Source organism: Deltaproteobacteria bacterium, from assembly GCA_026712905.1.
Lineage (GTDB): Bacteria > Desulfobacterota > Binatia > UBA9968 > JAJDTQ01 > JAJDTQ01.
Window position 1 is genome coordinate 15,156 of the sequence record JAPOPM010000241.1, and the last position, 19,259, is coordinate 34,414.

Genomic DNA, 19,259 nt, shown 5'->3' on the forward strand with positions numbered 1-19,259 from the left:
GAGACATGGCAGAGGCCCATACAGGCATGAAATGTGACATCGAGGTTTTGACGCCCACGCAGAGAAAGCTGCGCGTGGAGGTTCCGGCGGATCGGGTGGCGAAAACGTTCTCCCGCATCTACCGTGAGTTCGGGCGCCGCGCGAACGTGCGCGGGTTTCGCGCGGGCAAGGTTCCGCAACAAGTCCTGCGCGGGCTGTACGGCGCCGACATCCAGGCACAGGCGCTGTCCGAGATCGTCGAGGCATCGCTGGGCGAGGCGGTGAAGGAACAGGGCCTCGATCCCGTCTCGGAGCCGCGGCTCGACGCCGGGGACCTGTCCGACGCGCAGCCGTTCACGTTTTCCGTCGTGATGGAGGTGAGGCCGGAGATCGAGTTGGGGAACTATCGCGGCCTCGCGCTCGACCGGCCGCGCGTCGACGTGGACGACGAACAGGTGGAGCGGACGCTGCAGGCGTTTCAGGAGCGCCATGCCCAGCTTGAGCCCGTGGAGGAACGGGAGCAGGTGGAGGACGGAGACTACGTGTTCATCGACTTCGCCGGCACGCTGGATGGCGAGGCGTTCCCCGGCGGCTCGGCGGAGAACTACGCGGTGGACATCGGCGCGGGCCGGTTCTTGCCGGAGTTCGAACGGGGACTCGTGGGCATGAAGAAGGGGGTGCCGGGGACGCTCCTGGTGGAGTTGCCGGCGGATTCACCGGAGTCGGAGCCGGCGGGGCGCAAGGCGGAGTTCACGGTGACGGTGCGCGACATACGGCGCAAGGATCTGCCTCCGCTGGACGACGACTTCGCCCGGGATTACGGCGAGTGCGAGTCCCTGGAGGAGTTGCGCGACAAGGTGCGCTCGCAGTTGCAGGACGAGGTCGAGCGGTTTCAGAACACCCGGTTGCACGACGCAATCGTCGAGCAACTCCTGGACACCCACTCGGTGGACACTCCCCCGTCGATGGTGGAGCGGGAGCTGTCGTATCTCGTGCGGCGGGCCGCCACCGAGCGGGAGTCGGCGGCGGCGGATGCGCCCTCGCCCACCACGGAGGAGCTTCGGGAGGAATGGACGCCCGAGGCCGAACGCCGGGTCCAGGCCTCCTTGCTCATCGACGAGATTGCCTCCGCCGAGGGGATTTCGGTTTCCGAGGAGGAGGTCGAAGGACGCGTCGATGCCGTGGCGCGGGCCAGCGGCGAGCAGGCGGCGTCGGTGCGTGAGCGTTACCGGCAGGATTGGGCGCGGGCCACGCTCCGGTCCCAGATGGTCACCGAAAAGACGCTGGACTTCCTTCTGGAGCAGGCCGCGGTGACGGTGGTGGACCCGCCTGAAACAACTTGATGGCGCTCCCAAAAGCGGCTAGAGTTTACACAGCATGAATTTCATTCCTTTCGTCGTTGAGCAGACGGGTCGTGGGGAACGCGCCTACGACATCTACTCGCGTCTTCTAAAGGACCGCATCGTCTTTCTGGGCAGCCCCGTGGTGGACGAAGTGGCCAATCTGATCACCGCGCAGTTGCTGTTCCTCGAGTCCGAGGACCCGGAGCGCGACATCTACTTCTACATCAATTCCCCGGGCGGCTCGGTCACCGCCGGGCTGGCTATCTACGACACGATTCAGTACATCCGTCCCCAGGTTTCCACCGTTTGCCTGGGTCAAGCCGCCAGCATGGGAGCCGTGCTGCTCGCGGCGGGCGAAAAGGGCAAACGCTACGCGTTGCCGCACTCGCGCATCATGATCCACCAGCCCCTTGGCGGTTTTCAGGGGACCGCCGCCGACGTCGACATCCAGGCGCGGGAGATCCTGAGAATGCGGGAGGAGCTTGGTGCGATCCTGGTCAAGCATACCGGCCAGTCGCTGAAAAGGATCGAGCGAGACACCGACCGGGACCTGTTCATGACGGGTCAGCAGGCTTTGGAGTATGGATTGGTGGATGAAGTGATCACCAGCCGCGTTGACGTTACCGCAAAGGGGTGAGGGGGAATTTCAATGCCAAAGCATGGCGATGATCGTTCCGGCAATCTCGTCTGTTCCTTCTGCGGCAAGAGCCAGGACGAGGTCCGCAAGCTGATCGCGGGTCCCACCGTCTACATCTGCGACGAGTGCATCGACCTGTGCAACGACATCATCGCGGAGGAGTGCGAGCACGACGAGGTAATCGCGGCTTCGTCCGGCGTGCCGAAGCCGGTCGAGATCAAGCGCGTGCTGGACCAGTACGTGGTGGGGCAGGAGCCGGCCAAGAAGATCCTCTCCGTGGCGGTGCACAACCACTACAAGCGCATCGACAACCATGCGCTTGCCGGGGACGTGGAGCTGCAGAAGAGCAACATCCTGCTGCTGGGCCCCACCGGCTCCGGCAAGACCCTGCTGGCGCAGACCCTCGCCCGGCTCCTGCAGGTGCCCTTCACCATCGCCGACGCCACCAGTCTGACCGAGGCGGGCTACGTCGGTGAAGACGTCGAGAACATCATCCTCAACCTGTTGCAGTCCGCCGAGTACGACGTGGAGAAGGCCCAGCGGGGCATCGTCTACATCGACGAGATCGACAAGATCTCGCGCAAGGCGGAAAACCCGTCGATCACGCGGGACGTCTCGGGCGAAGGCGTGCAGCAGGCATTGCTGAAGATCATCGAGGGCACGACGGCGAGCGTTCCCCCCAAGGGCGGGAGGAAGCACCCTCAGCAGGAGTTCCTCCAGGTCGACACGACCAACATCCTGTTCATTTGCGGCGGCGCGTTCGTCGGCATCGAGGACATCATCCGCAGGCGCACCGGGCGCCGGCGGTTGGGTTTCGGCGGCAACGGGACGGACGTGGATGTCCGGCCCGAGGTGCGGTCCCTGCATGACGTGCAGCCCGAGGACCTCCTCAAGTTCGGCCTGATCCCGGAGTTCGTCGGGCGGCTGCCGGTGATCGCCACGCTGGACGAGCTCAGTGAAGAAGCGCTGGTACAGATCCTGAAAGAGCCGAAGAACGCCCTTACCAAGCAGTACTGCAAGCTGTTCGAAATGGAGGGAGTGCATCTTAACTTTACAGACGAGGCACTTTGGGCTATTGCACGGGAGGCCATGAAGCGGAAGTCCGGAGCGCGTGGGCTGAGGGCCATCATGGAGAACACCATGCTCGACGTGATGTACGAGATGCCGTCCCAGCCCAACCTCAAGGAGGTGGTCATCACCGAGGAGGTCATGACCCGCAAGGAACCTCCGATGGTAGTCTACTCGAAGGCGGCGGAGAGCGCGTAAGGGGGTACCGATGCTATTTCGCAGCGACAAGAAGGACGACAATGACGAGCGCGGAGCGGACAACACGGTGCAGGCGCCGTTGCTGCCCCTCCGGGACATCATCGTCTTCCCCCACATGGTGGTGCCACTTTTTGTCGGGCGGCAGAAGTCCATCCGCGCGCTGGAAGAGGCGTCCCGGAACCAGACGCCGATCTTTCTGGCATCGCAGAAGGACGCCAGGACCAACGAACCGGGCGAGGACGACATCTATCTCATCGGTACGCTCGGCAATGTCGTGCAGATGCTGAAGTTGCCCGACGGCACCGTCAAGGTCCTGGTCGAGGGCAAGCGCCGGGGCAAGATCTCGCGCTACCTGACACATCCCGAGTACTTCCTGGTGGAAGTGGAGGAGCTCGAGGACGTGGCGGAACAGGGCGCGGAGGCGGGGGCGGTGGTGCGCGAGGTCCACGGGGCGTTCGAGAACTACGTCAAGGTGAAGAAGAAGATACCGCCCGAGATGGTGGTGTCGGTGTCCGCCATCGAGGAGCCCGGCAAGCTCGCGGACACGATCATCGGACACCTCGGGATCAAGCTGGAGGAACGGCAGGTTCTGTTGGAGACCGTCAACGCGGGTGAGCGCCTCGAGAAGGTGCTGGGACACATGCGGGCGGAAATCGAAATCCTGGAGGTTGAGCGACGGATTCGTTCCCGCGTCAAGAAGCAGATGGAGCGCTCCCAGAAGGAGTACTACCTGAACGAGCAGATGCGGGCGATCCAGAAAGAGCTCGGCGAGAAGGACGAGTTCAAGAACGAGATGCAGGAGATAGAGGAGAAGATCAAGCAGAAGAAGCTTTCCGCCGAGGGCAAGGAGAAGGTGGAGAAAGAGCTCAAGAAGCTCAAGATGATGTCCCCCATGTCCGCCGAGGCGACCGTGGTGCGGAATTACATCGACTGGATCCTCAGCCTTCCGTGGAACGAGCACACCGAGGACAAGCTGGACATCACGGACGCCGAACAGGTCCTGGAAGAGGACCACTACGGACTGGACAAGGTCAAGGAGAGGATCCTCGAGTACCTGGCGGTGCAGAGCCTCGTGGGCAAGATCAAGGGCCCGATCCTCTGCCTGGTGGGACCTCCCGGGGTCGGCAAGACCTCCCTCGGGCGTTCCATCGCCCGCGCGACCGGAAGGAAGTTCGTCCGCGTATCGCTGGGAGGCGTGCGCGACGAGGCCGAGATCCGCGGCCACCGGCGCACGTACATCGGCGCGTTGCCGGGGAAGATCATCCAGTCGCTCAAGAAGGCCGGCTCGAGTAATCCGGTCTTCCTCATGGACGAGGTGGACAAGATGTCCATGGACTTCCGTGGGGATCCTTCCTCGGCCCTGTTGGAGGTGCTCGATCCCGAGCAGAACCAGGCTTTTAACGACCATTACCTGGACCTGGACTACGACCTCTCCAAGGTCATGTTCATCACCACGGCGAACACGCTGGACGGGATCCCACGTCCTTTGCAGGACAGGATGGAGATCATCCGCATCGCCGGCTACACCGAGCTGGAAAAGCTCAACATCGCCAAGAAGTACCTGGTGGTGAAGCAGCGGGAGGCCAATGGGCTGACGGAGGAGAACATCGCTCTCGCCGACAGCGCGCTTATGGGGGTCGTGCGCCACTACACCAAGGAAGCCGGCGTACGAAACCTCGAGCGGGAAGTCGCCTCCATTTGCCGAAAGGTCGCCGTGGACGTGGTGAAGAACGACCGCGCGTCCAGGACGACGGTGGGGGGGCGGAATCTCCAGAAGTACCTGGGACCGGCGAAGTTCCGCTACGGCATGGCCGAGGAAAGCCACAGGGTCGGCACCACCACCGGCCTGGCATGGACGGAGCTGGGCGGCGAGTTGCTGTCCACCGAGGTGTCCATCATGCCGGGCAAGGGCCAGCTCACGATTACCGGGAAGCTGGGCGACGTCATGCAGGAGTCGGCGCAGGCGGCCATGAGCTATGTGCGTTCACGCGCGCGGGACCTGGGATTGGAGAACGACTTCTATCAGAAGAACGACATCCACATCCACGTGCCCGAGGGAGCGATCCCCAAGGACGGGCCGTCCGCGGGAATCACCATGGCGACGTCGCTCGTATCCGCTCTCACCCGGATTCCCGTCTATCACGACGTGGCGATGACCGGGGAGATCACCCTGCGGGGCAACGTGCTCCCCATCGGCGGCCTGAAGGAGAAGGTGCTGGCGGCCCACCGCGGCGGGATCAAGACCGTCCTTATCCCGGAAGAGAACAAGAAGGACATCAACGATATCCCCTCGACCATTTTGAAGGGGGTGGAGTTGGTCCCGGTCTCGCACATGGACGACGTTCTCAAGCGGGCGCTGGTGGTGAGCGATCCGGACGCGCTTTTCGCCGCGTCCGAACTGGACGACGACGCGGGTGAAGCTCCGGCCGCGGGGTTCCGGAAGAAGGACGTAGAGCCGAGGCCCAGCCTTCCGCAGTGACCGGAGGGCCAACCCGGCGCCCGCGTGACGCTTTCCGGGCGGGCATGGCCGGTGGAGCGCGTTCGGTCCGGTGCACCGGGGGCCTGTGGGCGGTTAGCTCAGTTGGGAGAGCATCGGCCTTACAAGCCGGGGGTCACAGGTTCAAGTCCTGTACCGCCCACTGGCCCGCGTACGGGTTGCAATTCCGTGGCCCACGGGTTAAGCTATAAGTTCGATACGGGGTCGTAGTTCAGCTGGTTAGAACGCCGGCCTGTCACGCCGGAGGTCGCGAGTTCGAGTCTCGTCGGCCCCGCCAGATTGGTTTCAAGCATGCGCACGGTTCAGATGACAAAATCCGAGTCTCTGGCCCAGCGTCGGTGGTATGTCATCGACGCGGAAGGCCAAGTGCTCGGAAGGATGGCCACCGAGATTGCCCGGGTTCTCCGCGGCAAGCACAAACCATCCTTCAGTCCACACGTGGACGGTGGCGACTTTGTCATCGTGGTGAACGCCAAGCGCGTCAAGCTGACCGGTTCCAAGGAAACGGACAAGCGCTACTACCGGCATAGCGGCTATCCCGGCGGGCTTCGGGTCAGGACGCTGTCGGAGATGCGGGAGAAGAAACCCGAAGCAGTGGTGCGCTTGGCCGTGAAGGGGATGCTCCCCAAGAACCGGCTCGGAAAAGGACAGCTCGGCAAACTGAAGGTCTACGCGGGTCCCGAGCATCCGCATCAGGCCCAGTTGCCGATGCCTTTGACGGTTTAACAGGTTCAGTACTCATGGCGGAAGATCTGATTTACGCGACAGGGAGACGAAAAACCTCGGTCGCACGGGTTTATCTGAAGCGGGGCCAAGGCACCATTCGCATCAACAACCGCTTGATCGACGATTACTTCGGGCGTGAGACCGCGCGGATGATCGTGCACCAACCCTTTCACGTGACCCGGACGCTGGGCGACTTCGACATCGTCGCCAACGTCAAGGGTGGTGGAATCTCGGGTCAGGCCGGTGCCATCCGGCATGGCATTACCCGGGCGTTGGTGCAGGTGGACGAGGCTTACCGCACGCCGCTGAAAAAGGCCGGTTACGTGACGCGTGACCCCCGTGCCGTGGAGCGGAAAAAATACGGCAGGCACAAGGCGCGCAAGCGGCCGCAGTTCTCCAAGCGCTGATCCGTCTACTCCGACCCGGCGTAGAGAAACAGGCTCAGGGAACCCATCACCATGTTGGGCAACCAGGCCGCCACCCAGGGCTGAATCGCCCCCGCCCTCCCCAGAGAGACGCAGAAGCCCAGCAGCACCCAGTACGAGAAGCCGATGACGGCGCTGAGTGCGAGACTCAGGGCGATGCTGTCTTTCCGCCCCGGTTTCACGGCAAGCGCCAGGGCCAGCAGGATGGTGATGGGGATTACCAGTGGAACCGCCACCTTCGTGTGCAAGTTCACCGTGTCGCGCAGGGTGTCGACTCCCTTCCGCCGCAGGCTTCGAATTCGCTCTCGCAACTCTCCGTAGCTGAACTCGTCGGGCGAGCGTGTGAACACGTGGAAGTCGTCGGGGCGTTCGTTCAGCGGCAACCTGCCATCGAGAGAATGCCTCTCCACGGTACCGTCGGCGAGAAACCGCCATTCGGCGCCGCCCTCCGGGACCCATCGGTCTCCATCCCACAACGCCGCGGGCGACTCGATCAGCCCCGCGAGCGTGAATCGTGGCGTGGTCCGGTAGATCGACAGACCGCGCAGTCTCCCCGCCTCCGCGTCGAAGTCGTCCGCGCGTATGAAGGAATCTCCGCTGCGGATCCAGATCTGCTTGTCGTGGAAGACCGACTGAAGCTGTGCTTGCCGCACCTTGACGTCGTAGACGAACTTGGCATTGCGGGTGGCGAGTGGAACCGTGGTCTCGTTCCAGAGAAACGTTCCGGCACTGATGGCGAGGCTGGCCACGAGCAACGGAACGGTGATCCGGTGCAGGCTGATGCCGCATGCTCCCAGGGCCACGAGCTCGTTCTGACGCGCCAGCGCACCCAGGCTCAGGAAGGCGGCGAATAGCGCGGCGAAGCCGATGCTGCGGGATATCAGCAAGGGCAGCCGGTAGAGAAAGAACTGGACGGCGTTTGACCAGGTCGCGTCGTTGCCCATCAGGTTGTCGACGCGGCCGAACACGTCGGCCATCAGATGCAACAGGATGACGACGACCAGCGTCGCGCAAAAGGCACTCACGAACCTGCGCAGCAGATAGATGTCGAGCGTGCTTCCGAACGCTGGTGCCGACAGACGGTCCGTGAGGAAGATCATAGGGACCGGTTTCCTACACCTTGGGCCGTCCCGCCGCCACCCGGCCGCTCCCGCGAAGCCGGGTCCCCGCGCCAACACTGAACGGCGACGGCGCATCCATGAGCGTTCGGATGAACAGCCAGACCGCGATGCACCCCACCACGAGGTTGGGAAGCCACAGCGCCAGCGCGGCCGGAATCTTGCCGTTCTCCCCCACGGCGGTGCCGACGGCGAACAGGGCATAGTAGGCGAACAGCCAGGCGATGCACGCCGCCACGCCGTGGGAACGCCCGGCGGACGAACGGCTGGGCGCGAGCACGATGGCGAGACCCAGGACGGCGAACACCAGCGGTGCGAACGGGAAAGCAAACCGCCGGTGCAGTTCCATCATTTCCGGTATGGCACCGAGACCTTGAGCGGTCTTCGCGCGAATCGCCTCGCGAAGGCTCCGCATGGACATCTCCTCGGGATTCCCGGATTCGTCGTCCAGCGCCGGCAGTTGATCCAGTTTCAGGTTGAGGTTGTAGACGTTGAAGGAGGTCTGGCTGAAGTGCGACCGGTCGGACCGCCGTTCATGGACCATGCCGTCGTACAGCCGCAGGCTGATGGAGTTGGCGACGTTGTCGGAATGTAGCAGCGCCACCCTTCCGATGATAAGATGCTCCGCGTCCGGATCGCGTTGATCGATGATCAGGATGCCCTGGAAGGTATTGCCGGGCGGGACGATCCTGTCGACGTAGACCAGGACCTTGGGGAAGAAGTCGTTGAACACCTTTTCCCTGAGCAGGGATCCGGCGCGGTTCGTGGCCACCGCGTAGAGTTCTTTCTTGACGGCCAGGTTGGCGGCCGGACGGACGAGCATGGACAACCCGAGGGTGAGGAGAGAAACGGCCAGGCCCAGGAGCAACACCGGTATCAGGAAGTGGACCGGCCCGACGCCGCAGGCCTTGAACGCCAGGGTCTCGTTGTCGCGCGCGAGCCGGCCGCAGCCGTAGAGAATCCCCAGCAGGAAGGCCATCGGCATCGTCGTTTCGAGTAGCGTCGGCAGGATCAACGCGAAGAGCTTCGCGATCTGATCCAGCGGGGCGCCCCGGCTCACCACCAACTCGATGAGTCGGGTGATACGGCCGGCCAGGAAAACGAGCGTAAAGGCGAGGAGGCCTACCAGAAAAGGCGGGATGATCTGACCGGTCACATAGGCGCTCAGGGTCCGATGCACACGGGCTATGGTAGCCTTCTTTGATGAATTCCACAACGCGGAATACGCCGGGCGGTCAGCGACCGGAAGCGGTGCTCATCTACGGGATCCATCCCGTTCTGGAGAAGCTTCGCGCCGCCCCCGGCGACATCATGGAAATCCTCATGGTCCGGGGCGACCGCGGTCCCGCGCTGCGCCGGGTGGAGCAGGCCGCGCTCCGGGAAGGCTGCCGTGTGAAGGAGACGGACGGACGCGCGCTGGACGCCCTGGCACGCGGTGGCCGGCATCAGGGGGTCATGGCCCGGGCCGTCCCTTTCGCCTACGGGACCTTCGACGACCTCCTGTCCCGGCCGTCGGACACGGCCGGCGACTGTATTCTCTTCCTCGACGGCGTCGTCGACCCGCGCAACCTGGGGAGCATTCTGCGTACGGCCGAGGCCATGGGCGTGCGCCGTGTCGTCCTGCCCAAGGACCGTGCCGCCGGGGTTACCGGCGCCGTGATCAAGGCCTCGGCCGGGGCGGCGCATCATCTTGAGGTCTACCGCGTTCCCAACCTCCCGCGCGCTCTCGCCGCCCTGCGTGAGCGTGGCTTCTGGGTCGTGGGCCTCGACGCGGAGGCGCCGGACCGGGTTTGGGAGCAGACGTATCCGGCGCGCCTGGCCGTGGTGCTGGGGGGTGAGGAACGGGGCCTGAGGCCACTGGTGCGGCGCGGCTGTGACTATCTGGTCTCCATCCCCATGGAGGGACGGGTCGGATCGTTGAACGTGGGCGTGGCATGGGGTATATTCGCCTACGAGGTCGCGAAACAGCGAATGGACGCGTCCGTGCCGCGTCCCGGTTGACAGCCTCCGTTGACTGTCCCCGTTGACATTTGGTCCGCCAAATGCTTTATATCGTTGACGTGTCTTCTTACCCTGTTTTCCGAAAGAGGGGCAGGGTAAGTGTGGCTTTTTGTTGTTTGTTCTTGCGTGCGCGATGGCGACGGACGGTTCCGCTGGCGTAGCTCAACGGTAGAGCAGCTGATTTGTAATCAGCAGGTTGTAGGTTCAAATCCTATCGCCAGCTCCAAGTGAGCGAACTCGTTGAATCGAGCCTGTCGAGTCCCGTTTGGTCCGCGCGGTGTATTCCGGGGTGAAATGCGGAGAGGTTCCCGAGTGGACAAAGGGAGCAGACTGTAAATCTGCCGCCGATCGGCTTCGGAGGTTCGAATCCTCCCCTCTCCACCATCAGTTACCACTGTCCTGTCAGGTCGACAGGGCGCGAGTTTAGGCTCCGTGGCGACGGAGTCGGTTACGCGGGAATAGCTCAGTTGGCTAGAGCACGAGCCTTCCAAGCTCGGGGTCGCGGGTTCGAATCCCGTTTCCCGCTCCATGCCCATGCCCAGGTAGCTCAGTAGGTAGAGCACGTCCTTGGTAAGGACGAGGTCGGCGGTTCAAGCCCGCTCCTGGGCTTTGCCTGTATGTGAGACATTGAAACGCGAAATTGTGATTGGCACAGGAGGAGAAGATGAGCAAGGCGAAGTTCCAGCGTACGAAGCCGCACCTCAACATCGGCACCATCGGCCACGTCGATCATGGCAAGACCACGTTGACGGCGGCCATCACCAAGGTACTGGCTGAAAAGGGTTCGGCGGATTTCGTGCCTTTCGACCAGATCGACAAGGCGCCTGAAGAGCGCGAACGCGGCGTCACCATCAACATCGCGCACGTCGAGTACCAGACGGACAAGCGGCATTACGCCCACGTGGATTGCCCGGGACACGCGGACTACGTGAAGAACATGATCACCGGCGCCGCCCAGATGGACGGAGCGATCCTGGTGGTGTCGGCGGCCGACGGGCCCATGCCGCAGACCCGCGAGCACATCCTGCTCGCCCGGCAGGTGGGCGTGCCCTCCATCGTCGTCTACCTCAACAAGGCGGACATGGTGGATGACCCCGAGCTGCTCGAGCTGGTGGAGCTGGAGGTGCGGGAGTTGCTGTCCAAGTACCAGTTCCCGGGCGACGACATTCCGGTCGTCACCGGCAGCGCACTCCAGGCCCTGGAGGGCGAGGCCACCGAGTTGGGGGTCGAGTCCATCGGCAGGCTGATGGACGCCGTCGATTCTTACGTCCCCGATCCCGTGCGGGACGTGGACAGGCCCTTCATCATGCCGGTGGAGGACGTCTTCACCATCAGCGGCCGCGGCACCGTGGTGACGGGCCGGGTGGAGCGGGGCATCCTGCACGTGGGTGACGAGGTGGAGATCGTCGGTCTGAAGGAGACCCATAAGACCGTGGCCACCGGTGTCGAGATGTTCCGCAAGTTGCTCGACGAGGGGCAGGCGGGCGACAATATCGGCGTGCTGCTCCGGGGCGTCAAGCGCGACGAGGTGGAGCGGGGGCAGGTGCTGGCGAAGCCCAAGACGGTGACGCCGCACACCAAGTTCAAGGCCGAGGCCTACATCCTCACCAAGGAGGAGGGCGGACGGCACACCCCGTTCTTCAACGGCTACCGCCCGCAGTTCTATTTCCGGACCACCGATGTGACCGGCGTGGCGACGTTGCCCGAGGGCACCGAGATGATCATGCCTGGTGACAACATTCACATGGATGTGGATCTCATCACGCCCATTGCCATGGACGACGGCCTGCGCTTCGCCATCCGCGAAGGCGGCCGCACCGTGGGAGCTGGTGTTGTGACGGAGATCGTTCAGTAGGCGGAGGTTGGACCGATGCGTGACTTGGTAGGACTCGCCTGTGACCGATGCAAACGCAAGAACTACACGACCACCAAGAACAAGAAGCGAATCACGGACAAGCTTGAGTTCAAGAAGTTCTGCGGGAGTTGTCGCAGTCACACGGTGCACAAGGAAATCCGGGTTTGAGTCAACGGGACCGGGTCAGTAGCTCCAATTGGTAGAGCACCGGACTCCAAATCCGGCTGTTGCAGGTTCGAGTCCTGCCTGACCCGCCAGTTCTTCGCCGCCTATGGAAAAACTGACCGATTCGTTCGCCTCCGTGGGGAGGTTGACAGACTTCGTGCGCGAGGCTTGGCAGGAGCTGAAGCGGGTCCATTGGCCTACGCGGCGGGAGACCTACGCCGCCACGGGAGTCGTCGTGCTGGTGGTGATTTTTTTCGCCATCTACTTGGGGCTGGTGGACATCCTGCTCTCGTACATGCGGCAGTGGCTGATACGTTGAGACGAGGCGTTGAGACGGGAAACCGGATAGCGATAGCCCATGGCAAAGAACTGGTACGTCGTCCACACGTTCGCGGGGTTCGAGCACAAGGCCAAGGCCGCCCTGGAAGAACGCATCAAGACGCTCGGGGACCACACGGATTGGTTTGGCGAGATCCTGGTGCCGGCCGAGAAGGTCGTCGAGCTGGTGAAGGGCAAGAAGCGGACGTCCTCCAGGAAGTTCTTTCCGGGGTACATCCTGGTGCACATGGAGATGAGCGACGAGACCTGGCACGTGGTCAAGTCCACCCCCAAGGTCACCGGGTTCGTCGGCGGGGGCACGCAGCCGCCGTGGGTCAGCGAGGAGGAGGTGCGGGCGATCACCCAGCAGATGGAGGAAGGGGCCGTGCGCCCGCGGCCGCGGGTGGTATTCACCGTGGGCGAGAGCATCAAGGTGATCGACGGACCGTTCTCCGAGTTCAACGGCGTGGTCGAGGAAGTCAAGCCGGAGAAGGGCAAGCTGCGGGTGCTGATCAGCATCTTCGGGCGGGCGACTCCGGTGGAGCTGGATTTCATTCAGGTGGAGCGGAGCTAGTGTCGCGCGGGCTTCGCCCGCGGTCGTAAGGAGTTTTGGGCATGGCCAAGAAGGTGATCGGCGAGATCAAGTTGCAAATTCCCGCCGGGCTGGCGAACCCGAGTCCCCCGGTGGGACCGGCGTTGGGCCAGCGGGGCGTGAACATCATGGAGTTCTGCAAGGCCTTCAACGCGGCCACGCAGAATCAGCCGGGGATGATCATTCCGGTCATCATCACCGTTTACGCCGACCGCACCTTCAGCTTCATCACCAAGACGCCGCCGGCGGCCGTGTTGCTGAAGAAGGCCGCGGGACTCGACAAGGGCGCCGCGGAGCCGGGCAAGGAGACCAAGGGCCAGGTGACCAAGGCGCAGGTGCGGGAGATCGCCCAGATGAAGATGCCCGATCTGACCAGTGCCAGCATCGAGGCCGCGATGAACACCGTCGAGGGCACCGCCAGGAGTCTCGGCCTCAAGGTCGTGTGATCGGGGAGCGCCATGAAAACCAAGGGCAAGAAGTACCAGAACGTCGCCGACAAGGTGGAACACGCGCGCAAGTATCCGCTGGACGAGGGTATCCGTGTCGTCAAGGAGACCGCCACGGCGAAGTTCGATGAGACGGTCGAGTTGTCGGTGCGGCTCGGGGTCGATCCGCGGCGCGCCGACCAGAACATCCGCGGTTCCGTGGGTCTGCCCCACGGGCTCGGCAAGCCCGTGCGCGTGCTCGCGTTCGCCAAGGGCGAGAAGGAGCGGGAAGCACAGGAGGCGGGCGCGGAGTTCGTCGGCAACGATGATCTGATCAAGAAGATCACCGAGGGGTGGCTCGACTTCGACAAGGTGGTGGCCACGCCCGACATGATGGGCGCGGTCGGCCGCATCGGCAAGATTCTGGGGCCGCGCGGACTCATGCCCAATCCGCGCTCGGGCACGGTGGCCATGGAGATCGGCAAGGCGGTGCAGGAGATCAAGGCCGGCCGGCTCGAATACCGGGTGGACAAGGCAGGCATCGTCCATCTGCCCATCGGCAAGGTGTCGTTCGAAGCCGATGCGCTGCTGGACAACGCCAAGGCCGTCGTGGGGGCGCTGGTGCGGGCCAAGCCCGCCGCCGCCAAGGGTACCTACATCAAGAGCGTGGCCGTGGCCGCGACCATGGGACCGGGGGTCAGGATCGATCCCGCGGAAATTCGCACCATGGCGATCTGAGCGGCGATTGGAGAACAGCGTGGCTCGAGAGGAAAAAACGGCAGTCGTCGGGGCGTTCCAGGAAAAGTTCAGGAGCGCCACCATGGCGGTGTTGACCGAGTATCGTGGTTTGTCGGTCGGCAAGATGACGCAGCTCCGCAGCGACGTCCGCGAGGCGGCCGGCGAGTACAAGGTCGCCAAGAACAACCTGGTGCGGCTGGCGATCCAGGACACGGCGTACCAGGCACTCGAGGACCTCTTGACCGGCCCCAACGGTTGGGTGTTCGCCTACGACGACCCGGTCAGCCTGTCGAAGGCGCTGGTCAAGTTCGCCGAGGCGAACGACGCGCTGACCATCAAGGGCGCGGTCCTGGACGGGACCTTGATCGAGCCGGCGCAAGTCAAGGGTTTGGCCACGCTGCCGAGCCTGCCGGAGTTGCAAGCGCAGTTGCTGTCGTTGATGCAGGCGCCGGCGAGCCGGCTGTTGCGCACGATCCAGGAGCCGGGAAGCCAACTGGTCCGTCTCCTCGACGCGCTCAAGGAAGGCAAGGATTAGGGCCGGGCCGGCACGCGACGCGGTCTTAGGGAAATCCGGGAAATCCGTACACAATGACAGTAGAAGGGGGAGCGCACCAATGGAAGTGAATCGGGAGCAAGTCAAGGACTTCATCAAGAACATGTCTTTGTTGGAGGCCGCGAGTCTGGTCAAGGAGTTGGAAGAGGAGCTCGGGGTGAGCGCGGCGGCTCCCGTGGCCATGGCGGCCGCGGCGCCCGCGGCAGCCGCCGAGGCCGAGGAGCAGACCGAGTTCAACGCGGTGCTGACCAGTTCCGGCGAGAAGAAGATTCAGGTCATCAAGGTGGTCCGGGAGATCACCGGCCTGGGCCTGAAGGAGGCCAAGGACCTCGTGGACGGGGCGCCGAAGAACGTCAAGGAAGGCGTTTCGAAGGACGAGGCCGAAGAGATCAAGACGAAGATCGAGGAGGTCGGAGGCAGCGTCGAGGTCAAGTAACAACGTATTCTAACGAATTCTTCGGGAACGGCCCGGCGACACGTTGCCGGGTGCCGTTTGTCAGGGTCGAGTGAAAGGGGAGCCCATGCCGGTCCACGTGGCCAACAATGTGAGATTGCGCCGGGATTTCGGGCGGATCAAGAAGATCATCGATCTTCCTTACCTCATCGAGATCCAGAAGAACTCCTACGACCTTTTCCTGCAGCGGGATGTTCCGGAAGACCAGCGCCAGGACATCGGTCTTCAGGCCGTCTTCAAGTCCGTCTTCCCTATCAAGGATTTCAACGACACCGCTTCCCTGGAGTACGTCAATTACTCGCTGGGAGAGCCCAAGTACGACGTGGACGAGTGCCACGAGCGCGGCATGAACTTCGCCGCGCCCCTCAAGGTCACGGTGCAGCTCGTGCTCTGGGACGTCGATGCCCAGACCAACTCGCGCAGCATCCGTAACGTCAAGGAGCAGGAAGTCTATTTCGGCGAGGTGCCGTTGATGACGCGCAACGGCACGTTCATGATCAATGGCACCGAGCGTGTCATCGTGAGCCAGCTCCACCGCTCTCCCGGAGTCTTCTTCGAGCACGACAAGGGCAAGACCCACGCCAGCGGCAAGTTCCTCTACTCCGCTCGGGTCATCCCCTACCGGGGCTCGTGGCTCGACTTCGAGTTCGACCCGCGGGACATCCTCTTCGTGCGCATCGACCGCCGGCGGAAGTTCCACGTCACCGTTCTGCTGCGCGCCCTCGGAATGCAGCCCGAGGAGCTGCTCAACACCTTCTACAAGACGGATACGGTACTGTGTGATGCCGAGCGCCCGATGCTCGATGTCAAGCCGCCCCAGCTCGCGGGGCTCCGGGCCACCCGCGACGTCAGGGATCCCGAGTCCAACAACCTGATCGTCCGGGAGGGCCGCCGCTTCACGCGCGCGGTCTTGCGCCAGTTGGACAACGCCGGCATTCGCCAGATCCCCATTGCCTGGGAAGATATCCTGGGACGCGTGGCGGCGCACGATATCGTCGACCCCGAGACCAACCACGTCATCGTCGAGTGCAACGAGGCCATCACGGAGGAGAAGCTGGAGCAGGTCCGCGACAGCGGCGTCAAGCGGCTGGAGCTGTTCTTCCTGGATGACGCGGATACCGGGCCGTACCTGCGCAATACGCTCCTGCAGGACAAGATGCAGTCCTGCGACGAGGCCTTGCTGGAGATCTACCGCCGTCTGCGGCCAGGCGATCCCCCTACCATGGAGACCGCCACGACCTTCTTCAACAACCTGTTCTTCAGCGCGGAACGCTACGACCTTTCGAGGGTCGGGAGGCTGAAGCTGAATCACCGGCTCAAGCAGGACGTGCCTCTGGAGCACGGAGCGCTCCGCAAGGAAGACATTCTGGAGGTGGTCCGCTACCTCATCACCCTGAGAAACGGCAACGGCTCGGTGGACGACATCGACCACCTGGGGAACCGCCGCGTGAGGCCGGTGGGCGAACTGGTCGAGAACCATTTCCGCGTCGGGCTGGTGCGGATGGAGCGGGCCATCAAGGAGAAGATGAGCCTCCAGGACATCGACACGCTCATGCCGCAGGAGCTGATCAACCACAAGCCGGTATCGGCGGCGTTGAAGGAGTTCTTCGGCTCGAGCCAGTTGTCGCAGTTCCTGGACCAGACCAACCCGCTGTCCGAAATCACCCACAAGCGGCGGCTGTCGGCGCTCGGTCCCGGCGGGTTGACCCGGGAACGGGCAGGGTTCGAAGTGCGCGATGTCCATCCCACCCACTACGGCCGGGTCTGCCCCATCGAGACGCCGGAAGGACCCAACATCGGACTCATCGCCTCCCTGTCGACCTATGCGCGGGTGAACGAGTTCGGCTTCATCGAGACGCCCTACCGGGAGGTGGGGGACGGCAAGGTGACCGACCGCATCCACTACCTGTCGGCCCTGGAGGAAGAGGACCACGTCATCGCCCAGGCCAATGCGGCCCTCGACGACGAGGGCGGGTTCACCCAGGACCTGGTGTCCGCGCGCAAGGCCGGCGAGTTCGTGATGGCCCATCCGGGAGACGTCAATTTCATGGACGTGTCGCCCAACCAGCTTGTGAGCGTGGCGGCCTCGCTGATCCCGTTCCTGGAGCACGATGACGCCAACCGCGCCCTGATGGGCTCCAACATGCAGCGCCAGGCCGTGCCCTTGCTCCGTACGGAGGCGCCGCTGGTGGGCACGGGCATGGAGCGCGTGGTCGCCCGTGACTCCGGTGCCACGGTGGTGTCCGAGCGCGGCGGCACCGTCGAGAGCGTCGACTCCACGCGCATCGTCATCAAGGCGGACACGCCATCCGGCGCCTACGCCGACACGGGAGTGGACATCTACGGTCTGGTCAAGTACCAGCGTTCCAACCAGAACACCTGCATCAACCAGCGCCCCATCGTGCGTGTGGGCGATCACGTCGGCGAAGGGGACGTGGTCGCGGACGGGCCTTCCACCGAGATCGGAGAGCTCGCCCTGGGCCGGAACCTGCTCGTGGCGCTGATGCCTTGGGGCGGCTACAATTTCGAGGACTCCATCCTGATCAGCGAACGCGTGGTCAAGGAGGACATCTACACTTCGGTGCACATCGAGGAGTTCGAGTGCGTCTCGCGGGACACCAAGCTGGGTCCGGAGGAGATCACCCGGGACATTCCCAACGCGGGTGACGAGGCCCTCAAGGACCTGGACGAGAGCGGCGTGATCCGCATCGGCGCGGAGGTCAAGCCCGGCGACGTGCTCGTGGGCAAGATCACCCCCAAGGGGGAGACCCAACTCTCGCCGGAGGAAAAGCTGCTGCGCGCGATCTTCGGCGAGAAGGCCGGAGAGGTGCGGGACTCGTCCCTCAAGGTTCCCCCCGGGGTCGAGGGCACGGTCATCAACGTGCGCATCTTCTCGCGCAAGGGCATGCCCAAGGACGAACGCACCATGCTCATCGAGAACGAGGAAGTGGCGCGCCTCACCAAGGACCAGCACGACCAGATCCGCATCGTCCAGGATGGCGCGGTCAAGCGCCTGAAGGAGTTGCTGGTGGGCCGGCGCGCCGGCGCGCGGCTGACCGATGAGAACCGCAAGGTGCTGATCGCCAAGGGTGACGAGCTGACGGAGGAGTTGCTGCAGAGCATCCCCCTCTCCTTCCTGGGGGACCTGAAGCTGGAGGACGCGGAGCTGGAGGGCGAGGCGAGCCGCATCATCGCGAGCACATCGGCTCAGGTGGATGCCCTCAAGATGCGCTTTCAGGACAAGATCAGCCGCATCACCAGCGGAGACGATCTGCCTCCGGGCATGATCAAGATGGTCAAGGTGCTGGTCGCCATCAAGCGCAAGCTGCAGGTGGGCGACAAGATGGCGGGACGGCACGGCAACAAGGGCGTGATTTCATGCATCCTGCCGGAAGAGGACATGCCGTACCTGGAGGACGGGACCCCGGTGGACATGGTGCTGAACCCCCTGGGAGTTCCCTCCCGCATGAACGTCGGGCAGATCCTCGAAGCCCATCTCGGCTGGGCCGCGCGCAGTCTCGGACGCCAGATCGAGGTGCTGCTCGACGAGAAGTCGTCCGAGCTTGCGGTTCGGCTCAAGGATTGCCTCGGCGACGACGAGTCGGACAAGGTCGGCCTAGACTCCCTGCCGGGAACCGACGTGCGCCGTCTGGCGGACAAGTACCGCCAAGGCGTTCATCTGGCCTCGCCCGTGTTCGATGGTGCGCGCGAGGGCGAGATCTTCAACCTTCTGAAGAAGGCGGACCTGCCGGTGACGGGCCAGGTCACGCTGTACGACGGGCGCAACGGTGAGTCTTTCGACGAGAAGGTGACCGTGGGCGTCATGTACATGATGAAGCTGCACCACCTCGTGGACGACAAGATCCACGCGCGTTCCACCGGCCCGTACTCGCTGGTGACCCAGCAGCCGTTGGGCGGCAAGGCCCAGTTCGGCGGGCAGCGGCTGGGCGAGATGGAGGTCTGGGCGCTGGAAGCGTACGGGGCCGCCTACACGCTGCAGGAAATGCTGACGGTCAAGTCCGACGACGTGGCCGGGCGCACGCGCATGTACGAGGGCATCTTCAAGGGCGATCACTTTCTCGAGCCGGGTTTGCCTGAATCCTTCAACGTCATGGTCAAGGAACTGCAGAGTCTGTGCCTCGACCTCGAGTTGGTGGAATAAGGAGG

Annotated in this window: 18 protein-coding genes and 7 tRNA genes; 23 read left to right on the top strand and 2 right to left on the bottom strand. The window is 63.7% G+C overall.

The features are described from left to right. The first annotated feature begins 26 nt into the window (after positions 1 to 26). The 8 genes from tig (at position 27) to rpsI (ending at position 6,855) form a co-directional block, all read left to right on the top strand. Positions 27 to 1,322 (top strand): trigger factor, encoded by a 1,296-nt coding sequence (gene tig, locus OXF11_20260; GenBank protein ID MCY4489429.1) that lies wholly within the window; start codon positions 27 to 29, stop codon positions 1,320 to 1,322. A gap of 34 nt (positions 1,323 to 1,356) precedes the next feature. Continuing rightward, positions 1,357 to 1,959: an ATP-dependent Clp endopeptidase proteolytic subunit ClpP gene (gene clpP, locus OXF11_20265; protein MCY4489430.1), complete on the top strand. Its 603-nt coding sequence runs from the start codon at positions 1,357 to 1,359 to the stop codon at positions 1,957 to 1,959. A 12-nt stretch (positions 1,960 to 1,971) separates the two neighbouring features. Then, complete coding sequence (clpX, locus tag OXF11_20270) at positions 1,972 to 3,225, top strand: ATP-dependent Clp protease ATP-binding subunit ClpX (protein ID MCY4489431.1); 1,254 nt, start codon at positions 1,972 to 1,974, stop codon at positions 3,223 to 3,225. Between the two features lie 10 nt (positions 3,226 to 3,235). Next, positions 3,236 to 5,704 (top strand): endopeptidase La, encoded by a 2,469-nt coding sequence (lon, locus tag OXF11_20275; GenBank protein ID MCY4489432.1) that lies wholly within the window; start codon positions 3,236 to 3,238, stop codon positions 5,702 to 5,704. Positions 5,705 to 5,791: 87 nt separating this feature from the next. Beyond that, positions 5,792 to 5,864, top strand: a tRNA-Val gene (locus tag OXF11_20280). A gap of 58 nt (positions 5,865 to 5,922) precedes the next feature. Beyond that, a tRNA-Asp gene (locus tag OXF11_20285) sits at positions 5,923 to 5,999 on the top strand. Positions 6,000 to 6,028: 29 nt separating this feature from the next. Beyond that, a complete protein-coding gene (gene rplM, locus OXF11_20290) occupies positions 6,029 to 6,448 on the top strand; it encodes a 50S ribosomal protein L13 (GenBank protein ID MCY4489433.1) in 420 nt (139 codons plus the stop codon). A 14-nt stretch (positions 6,449 to 6,462) separates the two neighbouring features. Further along, complete coding sequence (rpsI, locus tag OXF11_20295; protein MCY4489434.1) at positions 6,463 to 6,855, top strand: 30S ribosomal protein S9; 393 nt, start codon at positions 6,463 to 6,465, stop codon at positions 6,853 to 6,855. Positions 6,856 to 6,860: 5 nt separating this feature from the next. Here rpsI and lptG read toward each other — a convergent pair whose 3' ends face one another. Together lptG and OXF11_20305 are read right to left on the bottom strand one after the other, a co-directional pair. Continuing rightward, positions 6,861 to 7,973 carry an LPS export ABC transporter permease LptG gene (lptG, locus tag OXF11_20300; protein ID MCY4489435.1) on the bottom strand — a complete coding sequence of 371 codons (1,113 nt, stop codon included), beginning with the start codon at positions 7,971 to 7,973 and terminating at the stop codon, positions 6,861 to 6,863. 13 nt (positions 7,974 to 7,986) lie between these two features. Then, the gene (locus OXF11_20305) at positions 7,987 to 9,171 is read right to left on the bottom strand and encodes an LptF/LptG family permease (GenBank protein ID MCY4489436.1); all 1,185 of its coding nucleotides are present in this window, start codon (positions 9,169 to 9,171) and stop codon (positions 7,987 to 7,989) included. A gap of 23 nt (positions 9,172 to 9,194) precedes the next feature. Between OXF11_20305 and rlmB the strand changes: the two genes are divergently transcribed. From rlmB to rpoB, 15 genes are all read left to right on the top strand, one after another. Continuing rightward, entirely contained in the window at positions 9,195 to 9,992 is a 798-nt protein-coding gene (rlmB, locus tag OXF11_20310) for a 23S rRNA (guanosine(2251)-2'-O)-methyltransferase RlmB (protein ID MCY4489437.1), read from the top strand. Between the two features lie 151 nt (positions 9,993 to 10,143). Continuing rightward, positions 10,144 to 10,218: transfer RNA gene (locus OXF11_20315), tRNA-Thr, on the top strand. A gap of 72 nt (positions 10,219 to 10,290) precedes the next feature. Then, positions 10,291 to 10,376 (top strand) — tRNA-Tyr (locus tag OXF11_20320). A 68-nt stretch (positions 10,377 to 10,444) separates the two neighbouring features. Continuing rightward, positions 10,445 to 10,521 (top strand) — tRNA-Gly (locus OXF11_20325). A gap of 7 nt (positions 10,522 to 10,528) precedes the next feature. Next, positions 10,529 to 10,601: transfer RNA gene (locus OXF11_20330), tRNA-Thr, on the top strand. Positions 10,602 to 10,656: 55 nt separating this feature from the next. Next, a complete protein-coding gene (gene tuf, locus OXF11_20335; protein MCY4489438.1) occupies positions 10,657 to 11,847 on the top strand; it encodes an elongation factor Tu in 1,191 nt (396 codons plus the stop codon). A 15-nt stretch (positions 11,848 to 11,862) separates the two neighbouring features. Beyond that, positions 11,863 to 12,015: a 50S ribosomal protein L33 gene (rpmG, locus tag OXF11_20340; protein MCY4489439.1), complete on the top strand. Its 153-nt coding sequence runs from the start codon at positions 11,863 to 11,865 to the stop codon at positions 12,013 to 12,015. 12 nt (positions 12,016 to 12,027) lie between these two features. After that, positions 12,028 to 12,104: transfer RNA gene (locus OXF11_20345), tRNA-Trp, on the top strand. A gap of 14 nt (positions 12,105 to 12,118) precedes the next feature. Next, complete coding sequence (gene secE / locus OXF11_20350; GenBank protein MCY4489440.1) at positions 12,119 to 12,331, top strand: preprotein translocase subunit SecE; 213 nt, start codon at positions 12,119 to 12,121, stop codon at positions 12,329 to 12,331. 39 nt (positions 12,332 to 12,370) lie between these two features. Next, a complete protein-coding gene (gene nusG / locus OXF11_20355; GenBank protein ID MCY4489441.1) occupies positions 12,371 to 12,904 on the top strand; it encodes a transcription termination/antitermination protein NusG in 534 nt (177 codons plus the stop codon). 41 nt (positions 12,905 to 12,945) lie between these two features. Then, complete coding sequence (gene rplK, locus OXF11_20360) at positions 12,946 to 13,368, top strand: 50S ribosomal protein L11 (protein MCY4489442.1); 423 nt, start codon at positions 12,946 to 12,948, stop codon at positions 13,366 to 13,368. Between the two features lie 12 nt (positions 13,369 to 13,380). Then, complete coding sequence (gene rplA, locus OXF11_20365; GenBank protein ID MCY4489443.1) at positions 13,381 to 14,085, top strand: 50S ribosomal protein L1; 705 nt, start codon at positions 13,381 to 13,383, stop codon at positions 14,083 to 14,085. 19 nt (positions 14,086 to 14,104) lie between these two features. Next, entirely contained in the window at positions 14,105 to 14,620 is a 516-nt protein-coding gene (rplJ, locus tag OXF11_20370; GenBank protein ID MCY4489444.1) for a 50S ribosomal protein L10, read from the top strand. Between the two features lie 79 nt (positions 14,621 to 14,699). Next, on the top strand, positions 14,700 to 15,074 hold the full coding sequence (rplL, locus tag OXF11_20375; protein ID MCY4489445.1) for a 50S ribosomal protein L7/L12: 375 nt from the start codon (positions 14,700 to 14,702) through the stop codon (positions 15,072 to 15,074). A gap of 85 nt (positions 15,075 to 15,159) precedes the next feature. After that, positions 15,160 to 19,254: a DNA-directed RNA polymerase subunit beta gene (gene rpoB, locus OXF11_20380; protein ID MCY4489446.1), complete on the top strand. Its 4,095-nt coding sequence runs from the start codon at positions 15,160 to 15,162 to the stop codon at positions 19,252 to 19,254. The last annotated feature ends 5 nt before the right edge of the window (positions 19,255 to 19,259 follow it).